The following is a 15284-nucleotide window of genomic DNA, read 5'->3' as shown; positions in this document are numbered from 1 at the left end:
GGGAGCATACAACAGGAGAGATATTGGCAGGGGTGCTTAATTGCAGATGCTGCTGCCATCGCAGAACTCCCAGCCTTGATAAACACCTGATATGTCGTTAAATTCATTCTTTAAACGCCAGTACCCGGTGCTGGAGTCGCTCAGTTTTATCCATTCCGCACTGCCGGGGCCTTTGAAGGCCACCTGGATATTCTGCACAGTGCCTATATTCACACCAGCATAAGCAGCACTTTTTACAAGCACACCAATTACGTAAACGCTCAGTACGTGATTGCTTGCTTTTAATGATATCCCGCTCCAATTCCCGAATATACGTACCAGTTCCGAAAAATAATGATTCTTTTCTGTATCGAAGAAACAATGTCTGCCCGCTATAAATAATAATGGCTATTCTTTTCGGGTGGGAGAGCCGGCAAGAAAACGAGCACTGGGAGAAAGTTTGTATTTTAGCCTTTTTCAATGCCGGATATGGACCTGTCTGTTATCATTGTTAATTATAAGAGCGCGGACCTGTTACTGGATTGCATCCACTCCATTATACAGGAAACCGCCGCTATTGCATATGAAATTATTGTAGTGGACAATAACTCCGGCGACAACAGCCGGGAGATCATTACCCGTACCTATCCACAGGTGCGCTGGCTGCAACTGGACAATAATGCAGGCTTTGCCCGCGCCAATAACGCTGGTATGCGTATAGCCGAAGGGGGTATAATCCTGCTGTTGAACCCTGATACCATTGTGCTGGATCATGCGCTGGACAAGTGCGTGCAACGTTTCCGGGCTTCGGCGCATGCAGCCTGCGGTGTGCAACTGCTGAACCCTGACGGCACTCCGCAGATCAGCGGCAACTTTTTTATGAGAGGTGGCCTCAACCACCTGCTGCCATTGCCTTACTGGGGTGGCTTTTTACGCGGGCTGGGATATGCGCTTAAAACCAAAGTGCCGAATGTAAAGCAGGCGCAGGCGGAGCAGGAAGTGGACTGGATCAACGGGGCCTTCCTGATGGTAAAGCAGTCTACAATAGCACAGGCAGGCCTGATGGATGAGGATTTTTTCCTGTATGCCGAAGAAACGGAATGGTGCAGTCGTATAAAACGAAGGGGCACCCTGGCGATATATGGCGACCTGAAGGTAACCCACCTGCAGGGAGAAACTGCCAATGCTACCTTTGAAACAAGCGGGAAAGGGTATTATGACCTTTACAGCCGGAAGGGCTTGCAGTTGATGGTATCCAACCACTTGCGGGTGCGTAAGCAGTTTGGGTCCGGGTGGTTCCTGGTGTTGCTGCTAAATTATTCCCTGGCGGTACCGGTGTTCTTTATTGCGAGCTTTTTCGATAACCTGTTTAATGGAAGGTCGCCATTTGCCTACTGGCACAGGGCTGGCCAACTGGCCGCCAATGTGTGGAGGACATGGATGCTGGCGCCGGTCATCATCAGGAACAAGCCACATTTCTATAAAATGCTGTGAGGAGCTGCTACTGCAGTAAAGTCCTGATCCTTTCGGCCAGCGAGGCTACTTCACTGCGGCGCCCGTATTTAGTATAGACGGTGGGGTTATAGGGCAGGTCGATATTCCGTTGCTCTTTCCATTGTGCCATCAATTCCACGATGTAGGCTGTCATGCCGTCCGTATCGTCTCTTTCGAAATGTCGCCCGGCATTGCATGCTTCCAGTATCTGTCCCGTTTCGCTTCCGCTTGCCGAGATGCTGATAACAGGTTTAAAAGTAGCCAGGTATTCATACAGTTTACCAGGCACATGCATGCGCTCTTTGTCAAACTCCGGGTTGATAATCAGCAGTGCGGAACTTTTATAAAGGCTGGCAATGGCCTCTCCATGCGGCACATAGCCCGTTACGGTTACATAAGCTGTCAGCCCCGTTTCTTCCAGAACCTTATTCAGTGCAGGGTCAAAGGAGCCTACAAATTGTAGCCTGAAAGGAATATCCGGCTGTAACGCGATTGCATTGGCCAGGGCCTTGAAAAAGGGAGCAGGTTTGTAGGCCGAGGTGATCATGCCTACGTAGGAAAGCACGAAGGCCGCCTGCTCTTTTGGCGGTTTTATAGGAAACAGGGCTTCATTAAAGCCCATAGTATGTACAAACACTTTGTCCCGTCTGCCCCTGGTGATCCGGCTGCCCAACAGTTCCCGGGAGGCGTTGCAATGCGTCATTACCGCATCTGCGCCGTTTAGCACCTTGCGTTCCAGCTTCCTGTCAAAAAAAGTGGCAATAGCGGTGCGGTAAAACAGCTTCAAGTAGGATACATCCGTCCAGTAGTCGTGTATATCAGCGATCCATTTCAGTTGCGGGAAACGTTTTTTGAGCTGGAGTCCTACCAGGTGCGTGGAGTGGGGGGGACCTGCTGTAAAGAACAGCCCTATCCTTTCCTCCTCAATAACGCGGGTCGCCATTTCCAGCGCATATTTATTCCAGCCGATCCTTGGATCGGGCAGGAAGAAGTTGCCCCTTACAAACCGGGCCACCTTTTGCAGGAAGTTAGGGTCCGGTTCATCCGCCAGCCCGGTAGAGGGCACCTTGCCCTTCCCGATATATTTTTTGTAAACGCTGAAAAGTTCTCCTGTCTGTGTAGTGAATATTTTGACAGAAGGGTGTATCCTGTCCTTCAGACTAACATCAATGGAAGGAAAAGTGGCCACCTGCTCGTCAATCGTGACCACACTGGCCTGCACATCATGCTGCGCCAGAAAATGGGTAATATCCAGCCAACGCTGCACAGCCGGGCCTCCGCAGGGGGGCCAGTAATAGTTTACGAGTAAAATCTTTTCCAACGTTTAATATCTCCTGTTTGCGCTTATTGACAATACCGGTTCATGCAAGTGCTGATTTTTTCCGCTTTCTTATATTGATCACGATGCCGCTGACTAACAGGCCCAACATTATAATATAGCTTACCAGCCCTATTTTATCGCCCAGGTAGTAAGCTACCGGTTCAAAACGGAATTCAATAGTGTGTTTGCCGGCCGGCACCATCATACCCCGCAGGGCATAGTTAACACGCGCATAGGGGGTCTCCTGGCCGTCAATGAAAGCTTTCCATCCCTTTTTATAGTATATCTCCGAGAATACGGCAAACTGTGGCGTTGCGGCATTGTACTCGTATGAGATGGTGTTCAGGTTATTGGCAATGAGGCGGATGGTAGCAGCAGAGTCATAAACCGGTTCGCCTTTTACCTCCGGTTTGAAACGCTGGTCTATCACCACGGTTTCTGCCGGGTTAAGGCTGTCCAGCGCTTTCATTTCCGCATCTGCATCGGGCGCCCATTGTATCTGCTTTACGAACCAGGCATTGCCGAGGGCGCCGGGATTGCGGCGGACTACCGGCTGTCCGTCAGGACCGGCCTGTATAATGTACTTGGTGTTCAGCATATTCAGGACCTGCATGTTGTTCTTGCTGATCTGTCTTTCGATCAGATCCACGTACAGTTGCAGCTTGGCTGCGTGATAACCGCCTACGCTTTTGTGGAAGTAGGAGGTCATGGCGTCATTAAAAGGGCCGCCGGGTGCGGTCAGGTTATACACGCGGTAATACGGGTCCTTATCCTGCAGTATTTGTTGATCAGCGGCAGAAGGCTGAAATACATTGCCGTAGCTGAGCGGGTCCAGGAAATCATCCGTGCTGAGGTAGCGCCGGTCCACCTGCAAAAGGTCAAACAGCACCAGCACCACGATACCGGCGGTCATCCATTCCGCTTTTAACCTGCCCTTCAGGAAGAACCATAGTAAGCCAAATGCCAGGCCGGCCAGCACCAGCGAGCGCAGCACATCGTTGCGGTACAGGGCTTCCCGGTCTTCGCGCAGGGCCTTCATCAGCCCATCCACTACGGCAGTATTGCCCTGTGTCATTTGCGTGAGCTGTGCCTGGAACTGGTTATCAGTGCCGGGGCGCTCGGGATCGTTGGAGTAGTTGGTGTAGGACAGGCTGCCGGAGAGCAGCAACAGCAGCACCAGGATACCGCCGATGCCCATCCCGGTCCATTTCAGTTTTTTGAACAGCTCCGCTTTGGGCAACTGGCCGTTTACCAGCTCGTTGAGCCCCATCACGGCCAGTATGGCAAAGGTGAGCTGCGGTATGATCAGCGCCTGGGAGGGCGCGCGGAATTTGTTATAAAAAGGCAGGTGATCAAACAGGAAATAATTGAAGCTGGCGAAGTTGCTGCCCCAGGCCATCAGGATGGCAAGAACGGTAATGCCCACCAGCCACCACTTATGCCAGGATCTTACAATGAACAGCGCCAGTACCGCCAGCAGGCATATCACCACACCCAGGTATACGGGACCGGAAGTGCCCAGCAATGACTGGTCACCCCAGTACAAGGGCCAGCGCTGGATCATTTGCTCCGCCTGCGCGGCCGGTACGCCGATATTGGTCAGCTCCTTGTAGGTTTCCGAGCTGGTGCTCAGGTCTCCGCTGGAGCTGCCGCCGTAAATATTAGGCGCCAGCAGGGTAAGGGTTTCCAGCTTGCCATAGCTCCACTGGAAGGCGTAATCCTTATCCAGCCCACCGGTGGATCTGGTGGCTTCCTGCCCGGGCAGGGGAGACAGCTCCGAAGTGCCGCCGCGATTGCTGGCATGGGAATACTCATAAGTCGTCCATAGGGTAAGCGCATTAGAACCGATACCCAGGAGTACTGCGCCAATGGTGACACCGGCGCCAATCAGCAGATGCTTTATCTCTTTTTCGCGAATGCAGTATACGATATAGGCAACCGCCACTACACCCAGCAGTAAAAAGAAATAATAGGTGACCTGCAGATGGTTGGCGGCGATCAGGTAAGTGAGGGCCAGCGCCGTAACGGCTGCGCCCAGCACGTATTTACGTTTTGTAATCAGCACGATACCGGCTACCACTGCAGGCATATAGGCCATGGCCATCATCTTGGAGTCATGGCCGGTGCTGACGATGATAGGAGAATAGCTGGCATAAGTAAAGGCTACGGCGCCCATAAAAGCTACCCACGGTCTGGCGCCCAGTATTACGCACAGCAGGTAAAAACAGGCGGCGGCGAGGAACAGCACATTGATCGGCTTCGGCAACCCGAATGTAAGGATTGCAGGTATGATGGTACTGATCTTGTACCGGCCCTCCATGGCCATCTGGTATGTAGGCATACCGCCAAACATACTGGTGGTCCACAGGGGCGTAATGCCATGTTCCTCCTTATAGTCCAATGACTCCTTGGCCATGCCCTGCCATTGCAGTACGTCGCTCTGGCTGAGCACCTTGCCATCCAGCGCAGGTTTGCAGTACAGTATTGTTAGTATCAACAATGCAACTACTGCGATTACATGCGGCAGCAGCGCCTTGAGCCAGTTATTCTTCATATTTATGGTAAGCTTTTAAAACAGATAAGTAGCAAATATATTATTTTACGTGCTGTTAATATATAATTTAATCTCATGCGCCTGGTTAAATTTTTGTTGAAATTCGTATTTATATGCAATCTTTGTTATTTAGCCGGGTGGCTGCTGCGCATGACGGAGCAAAGCGGAGATCTTTCACCTGTTTTTAAACACATGGTTGTGCTGGGATATCTCGTTGCCCTGCCGGCCAATATCATTACCAGCCTGCTGGCCATCATCCTGTTGCTGGCCCGTAAAGTAAGCTGGGCGGAACTTCCGGGTTACTTGCTTATCCTTAACCTTATTATATTGATTGTTCAAATACTGGTATGATCACTAACATCCTGAAAGACAAACCCACCAAACTGTTTGTCATTTTCTCCTGTTTTTTTGTAGCCAACGCGCTGATCGCAGAATGTATAGGCGGCAAGATATTTTCCCTGGAAAAGCTGCTGGGCCTGCCCGTGCATACCTTCACCATCTTCGGGCAAAGCGGGTTATCGTTTAACCTTACCTGTGGGGTGCTGCTGTGGCCGCTGGAATTCGTGATGACGGATATCGTGAATGAATATTACGGGCCCAAAGCCGTGCGGCGTATTTCCTATACGGCGGTAGCGCTGATATCTTACGCATTCCTGATGTTCTATTTCGCTATAGGTGTACCGCCGGCAGATTTCTGGATTGGCGGGGGAGTAGCGGACGGCATTCCCAACATGCAGGATGCCTTTGCCGGCATATTTGGCCAGGGCATGCGTATTATCGTCGGCAGCCTTGTAGCTTTCCTGGTCAGCCAGATCGTGGACGTTACCGTGTTCCACCAGATAAAAAAGCGTACCGGCGAAAAACATATATGGCTACGTGCTACCGGCTCTACTGTTATTTCCCAACTGGTGGACAGCTATATTGTGCTGTTCATTGCTTTCAGCGGGAAATTTACCTGGCAGCAGATATTGGCTATCGGGGTAGTGAACTATATTTATAAATTCACTATGGCCATTGTGCTTACCCCCGTCATTTATGTTGCCGAGAAACGCATAGAAAATTACTTCGGCAAGGAGACTACGGCGAAGATGAAGGCGGCGGCGATGGGAGTTAGCAATGAATAATGAAGTATCGTCATTGCGAGGCCCCGCGCAACAGGCCTGCGGGTAGCAGGCCGAAGCAATCTCACGCAATGCCGGAGATTGCTTCGGCGCCCTCCATTTATGGCCGCGCGGCGTCCCGCAACGACGAGTTTACTCCGTTCTCGGGTTCATCACCGCTGCGCTGCCGGCTGCCGGCGGGTTGCTGGCCAGCTCATTGTCCGGCACATCCCAGTAATCCAGGAAACCGTATTCAATAGTGGCATTGGTGTTGATATTACCGGCATTGTCTATCACCACGCAGCCGCTACGGCCGCCACCCTGCGCTACCGGGTCGATCACTTTCCAGCGGCGGGCGTCGTAGAAGGAGAGGGCGCGAAACACCAGGCCTACCCGTCTTTCCCTGCGCAGCTCCTCTTTGGCTTCGGCCGCTGTCAGCGCCACCGTGGGCGGCAGGCCGGCGCCCTGGTAGCTCCGTACTTCATCTATGAGCGCCATACCGGTCAGTATACTGGCGGGGCTGAAGTTGCCCAGGTACATGGCGGCTTCCGCTTTCATCAGCTCATTCTCTTCCCAGGTGCCTGCCAGGTACAGTTCCGTGGCGCCTACATCCCGGTTACTGTACACGATCACGCCGGCCAGGCCCTTACCGCCGTCCACCAGGGCATGTTTGGTATTAAAGGAGTTGCCGCGGTCGGTATTGCCGATCCAGGTGGTGCCTTCCACGAAGTTATTGGCCAGGCGCTGGTCGCCGGGCTTGTAATCCTGTACCAGGCGTTCGCTGATCTTGTAGCCACCGCCGCCGGGGGAGCTGCTGGTGGCCCGTGCGGCTACGGTGCCATTGGCCGCGGCAATCAGGTCGCCCAACTGGTCGGAGCGGCCGGTAAATACCAGGTCGTTCCGGCGGATGCCGTTATTGGCCAGGGTCAGGATGCTGTCCCAGCGGGAAGCGGGCATGGCCTCCACGGTGGTATTCACCAGCAGGTTGCGGGCTTTCAGGGTGTTGATGTTCCTGATCCAGGCGTCCGGTGTTAAAGCGCCACCTTTGCCTACCTGGAAAAAGGAAGGGATCAGCTTGCCCAGGGTAGCGGTATAATCCGCATTGGCGCTGAGCGTGCCCAGGATGGCCGCGGCTGTATCCAGTCTGGCATTGGCCGCGGCTATCATGGCCTCCTTAGAGAGGTAATTGCCATTGGTGGCCGTAGGCTCCTCCGCTACGTTCAGATCATCATTTACGATACCGGCATAGTACATGGAGCCGATCCTGGAATAGGCATAACCTTTCCACCAGTAGGCCCAGGCCCTTACCACCGCTTTTTTGGTAGCAGCGTCGCCGGAGAAATTCACCTGGTCCAGCACGGACAGTACGTAGTTACAGGTTTTGTTCATCTGGTACATATAGGCCCATTCGTAGATCAGCGGGTTGTTGCCGGCCTCGCCGTTATTGTTGATGGCGCGGATCAATGCCAGTTGTTTGGGCGGGAAGCCGGGGCTCAGCACCACGGTGCCGTCGTCCAGGATCACTTTGTCCGGGCAGCCCAACTGGTTCATATACTCATTGGCGGCCTCCATGCCAATCACATCTCCCATCTGCTCGTGGAAGCCGACAGCGCCGGACCAGAAGCGGCCTATTACGCCGTCATAGTATTTCATGTCATAGAAACCGCTGGCGTACACGCCCTGGCCCAGGGACAGGATGCCGCTTTCCGTGGCGGAGCTTCCCGGTGAAGGCTGGTTCGGGTCATTGATGTCCAGTTGGCTTTTGCAGGCCATAAAGGCGTATAATACGGCCAGGATGGAAAAGGAGGTTTTTATGTTGCGGATAGTCATAGTTGTTACGTTTAGCGTTTTACGTTAGAATCCAAGGTTCAGTCCTACCTGGTAGGACCTGTAGTTGGGCATGGTGTTGTGATCTGTGCCGCGGTCCCAGGGGGAGTTCACGTTGCCGGAGCTGACCTCGGGGTCCATGCCGGTATAGTCCGTAAAAGTGACGAGGTTGCGGCCGGTGAGCATCAGTTGTATCTTCCGGATGCCTTTGATGTGGAAGAAGCGGGCAAAATCAAAGCCCAGGGATATGTTGCGCAGGCGCATAAAGGATGCATCTTCATAAAAATAATCCTTGGTGCCGTTAAAGCCCTGCACCTGGTAAGCGCCCCGGTAAAAGGCGGTCCAGGCGCCGGTTTCGCCATTAATGGTAATAGGCTTTTCATAGTCGCTGTGAATGCCGTCGCGGTACATCCATTCCTTGGTCTGGTTATAGAGATGGCTGCCGTGCACCCAGTCCCACTGCATGGAAAAGCTCAGGTAGTCCTTAAAGGTGAAGAAGTTGATAAAGGACATGTTGAACTTCGGGTTGGGATCGCCGAAGCTGGATTTTTCCGGCGTAAAGAAGGGCTGCTTGGTGGCTTTGTTAACTACATAGCCGTTGCTGGCCACTTCATACTCGCCTTTTTCCGCGTCCGGGATATAGGGGTTGCCGTTAGCATCGGTAGCATCGAGGGAGTGGATGGCCTTGTTGCCGAATATCTGGCCCACTTTCAGGCCGGGGGCCAGCACATAATTGGTGCTGCCGGCGGCGGAAATGATCACTACCGGGTTGCCGCTTACTTCCGTGATCTCGGAGCTTTGCCTGCTGAAGTTGGTGGTAAAATCCCAGGAGAAGTCCCCGGATGCCAATACGCCAATGTTCAGCGATGCCTGTATGCCTTTGGATTCCAGTGAAAAAGCGTTGTCCACGATGGTGCCGATGCCGGAGGAGGCCGCTGCGTCCACATCATAGATGGCATTGTTGGTGCTGCGCTTCCAGTAGGTGAGCGAGAAAGCTGCGTGCTGTAGCCAGTTGCCCTTCAGCAGGGCAAAGGACAGGTCGGCGCCGACCTCCAGTTCCTTCGACACTTCTACATCCAGGCCGGGATTGCGCTGGGAGGGGGCGGGGTACAGCACGCTGCCGGCGCCCACGCTTTTAGGCTGCAGCACGGCATAGCGCTGGAAAGGGCCGGGCTGGATACCCGCCTCGCCATAGGCCGCCCGCAGCTTGAACTCGGGTATGATGCCGGCCACGCTGCCGTTCTGCCAGAAATTGAATGAAGACAACCTCAGGTAGGCGTCGCCCCGGGGAAAAGTAAAGGGCTTGGAGCCCTGCCCGAAGGCGGAGGAATAATCGCTCCGGAAGCCGCCGGAAACACCGGCAATATCGCCATATTCAATACGCTGGTTCACCAGGTAGCCAAAAGTGACGAAAGGCTCTGTATAATCCGCATCTATGTTCCTGGTGCTATAGTCGGCCAGGGTGTGCGGGTAAAAGGAAGGCGTGCCTTCCCCGTGAATGATGTACTGTTTGAACTTATTGTACCGCCAGTCAAAGGCCACCATCGTGGAGGTGCGGATGGGCAGGCGCAGGTTGAAATCCTGCTGAAAATCGGTATTAAAGGTAGCGGTGCTGGTAAAGTGCTGGAAGAATATATTTACCGTATGCGCCTCCCTTTCGCCGGAGGCATTGGTGTTGTTGTAGTTGGAGAGCCACCCGGACTGGTCTATCACGTTCAGGTTGGCGGACTGGTCGCCATAAATGAAAGTGGAGTCGTTCCGCTGGTAGTTGATGCCGTATTTCATATCCAGCTCCAGGAAGCGGGGCAGGCGGTAGTTCAGGTTAAAGGTCTGCACCAGGTCCACCTTGTTGCCGGCGGCATCGGAATACTGGCTGTAGAAATTGGGATTGGCGGCATTTACGCCTACGGCATCGCCATAGTAATAGGAGTAGTTGCCATCACTCATCTTTTCATCGTAATTGGCAAAGGGGCGGGCATTGTTGATGGAATAGATCACGTTCTGGTTCTCTATGGTATTCCTGGTATAGATCAACTGGGTGATGCTCCTGAGCTGCAGCCCCTTGTACAGCTCAGCGCCGATGTTGGCGGAAAAGTTGCTCCGGTCAAAGTAACCGTTGTTCCGGAAAATGCTTTCCTGGTGATTGTTGGACACGGCCAGGGCATAGTCCATCCTTTCGCTGCCCCCGGATACTACGATAGACGTGTTGTAGGTAGTGGTGGGACGAAAGAACATTTTAAAATGATCATAATATTTCAGGTTCTGGTCGTAGGGCTTTTCCAGCTTCCCTTCCGGGTCCAGTGAATTATAAATAACATTTTCCGCATACAGGCCGCGATCCGGGTCCCAGGAAAGCGGCTGGCCGGAAGAGCCGATCACCTCGCCGGCGGCATTGGTGGCGAAGTTGTGATACCTGGCTTTCCGCAGGCCGCCTACGTTGAGCACCTCGTTGCGGGATATGCTGGAGGACACGTCTACCTGCATTTTACCGGGCTTTCCTTTTTTGGAGAACAGTTGTATCACGCCGTTGGCGCCCTGTGCGCCGTAAATGGTGGCGGCAGCAGCGCCCTGTACCACTTCCACCCGCTCAATAGTATGCAGGTCGATGCTGTTCAGGTTGGTAGCGCTGAGCTGTATGCCGTCCAGCATGATCATGGGAGATGTGCCGCGGCCGCTGGTATTGATGGTGTTGATGCCCCGCAGCAGGATGTTGGTGGGGGCGCCGGGCACGCCGCTGGTGCTGGATATCTGGGCGCCGGCTATTTTGCCTACCAGCGCCTGGTCCACCGAGGCCGTGGGCGCCTGGGGCAGCTTGTCGGCCGTGACCGATTCCACGGCGAAAGCCAGTTTCTTTTTGCTGGTGGCCACGCCTACGCCGGTGACCACAATTTCGCCGAGGGACTTTGTGTCCACATGTAATTGCAGCTCCAGGGGAGCGCCGTTGGCGGTTACCTCCTGCGGGGCATAGCCAATGGCGGATACTACCAGGATGGCATTGGCTTTTGCCGACAATATAAAGCTCCCATCGGGTTGTGTGATGGTACCGCTTTTGGTCCCTTTTTCCACGATGGTGGCCCCGATAACCGGAGCACCTGTTTCATCAAAGACTTTCCCGGAGATTGGTACTTTTTGCCCAAAAGAGTTGGTTGTAAACAATAGGGCAGCTAAGAAAATAAACATTAATTTTTTTAGCATGTGAATAGGATTTAGGAGTGATTTTGGTTGATATGGTTGGATTATAGAAAGTTATATTTCTATACTTTTCTAGTACCGCCTTTCGAAAAATAATATAATTATCTTCAAAAAGCAATCATTTAATTATATATAATATGTAAGAGTGCGGACCCATAAAGGCCGGGGTGGGACTGGACCGGGGATAACGCGGTTTATATACGAAGGAAGATAGGAAAACGGCTTCAGTATTTGCTTTTCAGCAGGGTGGCCACTACCTTATCGATCGGCAGGGTTACACTGTCGGCGGAGAACTGCTCCCAGTCTATCCAGCGCACGCCTTCCACTTCGGTAATGCCTTCCGGTATCTCGAAATCAAAAGGCTGGTTGAGTATAGGAGCGGTGAAAGGGGATACGGGCCTTACCAGGTAATAGATGGAAATGATCTGCGAGGTATTGTCAAAAGCGGATATCTGGAAGAAATCGGTAGTGTAGATATGCTCCACTACTTCCACCTCCTGGGTCAGCTCTTCCTGCCACTCCCGTACAATGCAGTCCAGGGTGCCTTCCCCGAATTCCAGGCCCCCGCCGGGGAACTTGGTATAATACCCGCCGCGGATATACTCATCGCTGACCAGCACCTGCTTTTGCTCATTGAACAGTATTCCATAGACGCGCACATTAAAACAAGACATAATTAATAATTAGAAATTAATAATTAATAATCGCGGAACAATCCACAAATAAATATAAGACACCGGTAATTTAATTGGTAGACTGAATCAATAATTATTAATTCTTCATTATTAATTATTAATTCTTCAGAACCATTTCTTCTTCATGAAGTACCAGCTCATGATCACGGAAATAACGATGGAAAGGATCACCGGTATATAGAATGCGTGCGGGGAGTGCTGGTAGGGAATATCCACGTTCATGCCGTAAATGCTGGATACCAGTACGGGAAAGGTAAGCACGATGGTAATGGAAGTGAGCCGCTTCATCACCAGGTTCAGGTTATTGGAGATGATGCTGGCAAAGGCGTCCATGGTGCTGCTGAGGATGTTGGTATACACGTTGGCCATTTCCAGGGCCTGGGAGGTGTCTACGATCAGGTCATTCAGGAATTCCTTTTCATCATCGTTCAGCCCCAGGAAGTTGGTGCGCTCCAGCTTCATCAGCACCAGCTCGTTACTGCGGAGGGCGGTCACAAAATATACCAGGCTTTTCTGGATGCGCATCAGGTACAGCAGCTCCTCGTTCCGGTTGCTGTCATACAGCTTTTGCTCCAGTTGGTTGCGGCGCTGGTTGATCTCCTTGAGGTAGTCCAGGAAATTCATTACCACCTTTTCAAATATCTTCAGCACCATCATGTTCCGCTTTTCGGGGTGGCGGTTGTGAAAGGTGTTCAGGAACTTCTTGATGGCTGCGTTATCAAAAGAGTTAACGGTAATAATCTGGTTGTGGGTGAGGATGATCACGATGGGGATGGTGATGTAGTAAGCGTCGCTTTCGTTAATGGAGTTATTCTCCGTGGGGGTTTTGATAACGATCAGCTTTACATCGTCCTCCAGCTCGAAACGGGATTTCTCGTCGATATCCAGGGAGTCTGTGAGGAAGTCCAGGGGAATATCCAGTTCCTCGGACAGGTGCTCGAACTCCGCCTGTTTCAGCGGCGGTGCAATATTCACCCAGGCGCCGTTTTCCGGCTCATGGATCTCTACCGTTCGACCTTCTTTATTTATGAAATACTGGATCATCCGCGCGCAATAATAATTAATAATTAACAATTAATAATTAAGAATGTCCGAAGTACGTGTGTTTAGGTGAAACACAACTGCTGCGATTATTAATTATTCATTATTAATTATTAACTGCCCCTCGAACACCAGCAGGGCAGGACCGCAGAGCCAGATATCCGTAAAGGAACGCTCGCCGGTTTTGGTAAAGCGTACTTCGAGGTGGCCGCCCAGTGTTTGCACGGGCACGCGGTAGGTGGTGGCTTCATTCCCGGCGGAGGTAAGCGCGGCGGCGGTTACACCGGTGCCGCAGGAGTAGGTTTCATCCTCCACACCGCGTTCGTAGGTGCGCACAAAAATACCATTGTCCTGCTGCTGTACAAAGTTCACATTGGTGCCTTCCTTTGCAAACCTGTCATTGTAACGTATCTGCCGGCCTTCGGTGTATACGTCCAGGGACTGTATCCCGTCCACATATTTTACAAAATGGGGGGAGCCGGTATTCAGGTAATAGTAAAGGGGGCCTTGTTCCACCCAGTCCACATCCTGCATTTTCAGGTTCACCCAGTCTTCTCCCTGCATGGTAGCCTCGTGAGGGCCGTCTACCGCCAGGAAGCGGAGCTGCGGCTGCTGCAGGCCCATTTTACGGGCGAAGGCCACGAGACAGCGGCCGCCGTTGCCGCACATGCTGCCCTCGTTGCCGTCGGCATTGTAATATTTCATGCCGAAATCATAACCGGGCTGGTTGTTCAGCAGCATCAATCCATCCGCTCCAATACCAAAGCGCCGGTGGCAGAGGTGGTGCACCTGTTGTTGTGTAAGCCCGTCATAGCGGCCATCCCGGTTGTCCATGATCACAAAATCATTGCCGGTTCCCTGGTATTTGTAGAAGTGCACTTGCATACTGCAAAATTAAATTAATAATTCATGCCTGCAATGATCCCCAGGCAGGTCCCGATCATCTTCTGCACCGCTGCGGCGCCGTCTTTGCTGAATTCCTGCCGGATACGGTTGGCCACGATGGTGCTGATGGAAAGGCAGTCGTGCCCCAGCACCCGGCCCAGGCCGTAAATGCCGGCGGTCTCCATTTCAAAATTGGTGATGTGATGGTCTTCCAGCCGGAAGGCGGTGAGCTGCTCCAACAGGGCGGGGTGGGAGAGCTTCCCGCGGAGTGCGCGGCCCTGGGGAGCATAAAAGCCGGGGCAGGTAACGGTGATCCCTGTATGAAAACCTTCCCGGAAATGCGGCAACAGGCTATCCGCCGCCGCGGCCAGGTAAGGACGGGCGCTGCCGGGGCGCAGGGGTACCTGGCTGCTGAAGGCTTCCAGCAGGGCGGTTTCGGCGGGCGTGCTTTCCATTTCGTACCAGGGCAGGAGGTTGTCCAGCCCCAGGCCGTGAGAAGACACCACCAGCCCATCTACCGGGATATCCGCCTGCAAAGCGCCGGAGGTGCCCAGGCGGATGATCTGCAGGCGGGTGAGCGCCGGTTTTACCTGGCGGGTGGTAAAATCAATATTGGCCAGGGCATCCAGCTCATTGAGCACAATATCAATATTGTCCGTGCCAATGCCGGTAGATACCACGGAGAGGCGCTTGCTGCCGATGTAGCCGGTGTGGGTCACAAACTCCCGGTGCCGGAATATGCCTTCCACTTTGTCAAAATGCCGGCTTACCTGCTCCACCCGGTCCGGGTCGCCCACGGTGATAACGGTAGGGGCCAGCTCCTCCGGGCGCAGGTCCAGGTGGTATACTGCGCCACGGCTGTTGAGAATGAATTCCGATGCTGCGATGGGTGCTTGCATAGTTGTTGGGTTTTGCTGCATTATTATGCAAATATGGCATTGTTACCAATAATCTATATATTTTATTTGCTAAATATCCAAAATTGCCTACTTTTGCAGTCCTACAAAAATCGATGGTTCCGAATTCGCCTGAGGCGGATAGGAGGATCAAGAAAAACAGGACTGGTACCGTGGCCGAGTGGCTAGGCAGAGGTCTGCAAAACCTTTTACAGCGGTTCGACTCCGCTCGGTACCTCCCAAAAAAAAGCCTTCTGAAACTCAGGAGGCTTTTCGCGTTAAAGGGACACCCAAAAATAT

Annotated in this window: 12 protein-coding genes, 1 tRNA gene and 1 pseudogene; 5 read left to right on the top strand and 9 right to left on the bottom strand. The window is 52.8% G+C overall.

Annotated features, from left to right (window positions below):
* Positions 1-36: 36 nt before the first annotated feature.
* On the bottom strand, positions 37-198 hold the full coding sequence (locus LX66_RS28205) for a hypothetical protein (RefSeq protein WP_158642695.1): 162 nt from the start codon (positions 196-198) through the stop codon (positions 37-39).
* A gap of 270 nt (positions 199-468) precedes the next feature.
* On the opposite strand from LX66_RS28205, the gene LX66_RS20515 reads away from it, so the two are divergent.
* Positions 469-1473: a glycosyltransferase family 2 protein gene (locus LX66_RS20515; RefSeq protein ID WP_145717386.1), complete on the top strand. Its 1005-nt coding sequence runs from the start codon at positions 469-471 to the stop codon at positions 1471-1473.
* 7 nt (positions 1474-1480) lie between these two features.
* Here LX66_RS20515 and LX66_RS20510 read toward each other — a convergent pair whose 3' ends face one another.
* On the bottom strand, positions 1481-2794 hold the full coding sequence (locus LX66_RS20510; protein ID WP_145717026.1) for a glycosyltransferase: 1314 nt from the start codon (positions 2792-2794) through the stop codon (positions 1481-1483).
* A gap of 40 nt (positions 2795-2834) precedes the next feature.
* A complete protein-coding gene (locus LX66_RS20505; protein ID WP_145717024.1) occupies positions 2835-5348 on the bottom strand; it encodes a YfhO family protein in 2514 nt (837 codons plus the stop codon).
* A 198-nt stretch (positions 5349-5546) separates the two neighbouring features.
* Here LX66_RS20505 and LX66_RS28200 point away from each other — a divergent pair, with 198 nt between their 5' ends.
* Both LX66_RS28200 and LX66_RS20495 read left to right on the top strand, forming a co-directional pair.
* Positions 5547-5699, top strand: coding sequence for a hypothetical protein (locus LX66_RS28200; RefSeq protein ID WP_158642694.1), 153 nt, complete (start codon positions 5547-5549; stop codon positions 5697-5699).
* The gene (locus tag LX66_RS20495; protein ID WP_145717020.1) at positions 5696-6472 is read left to right on the top strand and encodes a queuosine precursor transporter; all 777 of its coding nucleotides are present in this window, start codon (positions 5696-5698) and stop codon (positions 6470-6472) included. Before LX66_RS28200 ends, LX66_RS20495 begins: the two co-directional genes overlap by 4 nt.
* Before the next feature lie 129 nt (positions 6473-6601).
* Here LX66_RS20495 and LX66_RS20490 read toward each other — a convergent pair whose 3' ends face one another.
* From LX66_RS20490 to LX66_RS20475, 4 genes are all read right to left on the bottom strand, one after another.
* Entirely contained in the window at positions 6602-8278 is a 1677-nt protein-coding gene (locus LX66_RS20490; protein WP_145717018.1) for a RagB/SusD family nutrient uptake outer membrane protein, read from the bottom strand.
* Between the two features lie 24 nt (positions 8279-8302).
* A complete protein-coding gene (locus LX66_RS20485; RefSeq protein ID WP_145717016.1) occupies positions 8303-11470 on the bottom strand; it encodes a SusC/RagA family TonB-linked outer membrane protein in 3168 nt (1055 codons plus the stop codon).
* 221 nt (positions 11471-11691) lie between these two features.
* On the bottom strand, positions 11692-12141 hold the full coding sequence (locus tag LX66_RS20480) for an NUDIX domain-containing protein (protein WP_145717014.1): 450 nt from the start codon (positions 12139-12141) through the stop codon (positions 11692-11694).
* 126 nt (positions 12142-12267) lie between these two features.
* Positions 12268-13164 (bottom strand): magnesium transporter CorA family protein, encoded by an 897-nt coding sequence (locus LX66_RS20475; protein ID WP_407643607.1) that lies wholly within the window; start codon positions 13162-13164, stop codon positions 12268-12270.
* On the opposite strand from LX66_RS20475, the pseudogene LX66_RS28660 reads away from it, so the two are divergent.
* Positions 13115-13219, top strand: a pseudogene (locus tag LX66_RS28660) (hypothetical protein); the annotation flags it as partial. The gene LX66_RS20475 and the pseudogene LX66_RS28660 sit on opposite strands and share 50 nt — an antisense overlap.
* Positions 13220-13299: 80 nt before the next feature.
* Here the strand turns inward: LX66_RS28660 and dapF are convergent.
* Together dapF and LX66_RS20465 are read right to left on the bottom strand one after the other, a co-directional pair.
* Positions 13300-14088, bottom strand: coding sequence for a diaminopimelate epimerase (gene dapF / locus LX66_RS20470; RefSeq protein ID WP_145717010.1), 789 nt, complete (start codon positions 14086-14088; stop codon positions 13300-13302).
* Between the two features lie 14 nt (positions 14089-14102).
* Positions 14103-14987, bottom strand: a complete 885-nt coding sequence (locus tag LX66_RS20465; RefSeq protein ID WP_145717009.1) for a nucleoside phosphorylase — start codon at positions 14985-14987, stop codon at positions 14103-14105.
* Positions 14988-15151: 164 nt separating this feature from the next.
* Here LX66_RS20465 and LX66_RS20460 point away from each other — a divergent pair.
* Positions 15152-15222: transfer RNA gene (locus tag LX66_RS20460), tRNA-Cys, on the top strand.
* Positions 15223-15284 lie beyond the last annotated feature (62 nt).

The sequence above is a fragment of the Chitinophaga japonensis genome, assembly GCF_007830125.1.
GTDB lineage: Bacteria > Bacteroidota > Bacteroidia > Chitinophagales > Chitinophagaceae > Chitinophaga > Chitinophaga japonensis.
This window is presented reverse-complemented; position numbering and strand designations above follow the sequence as displayed.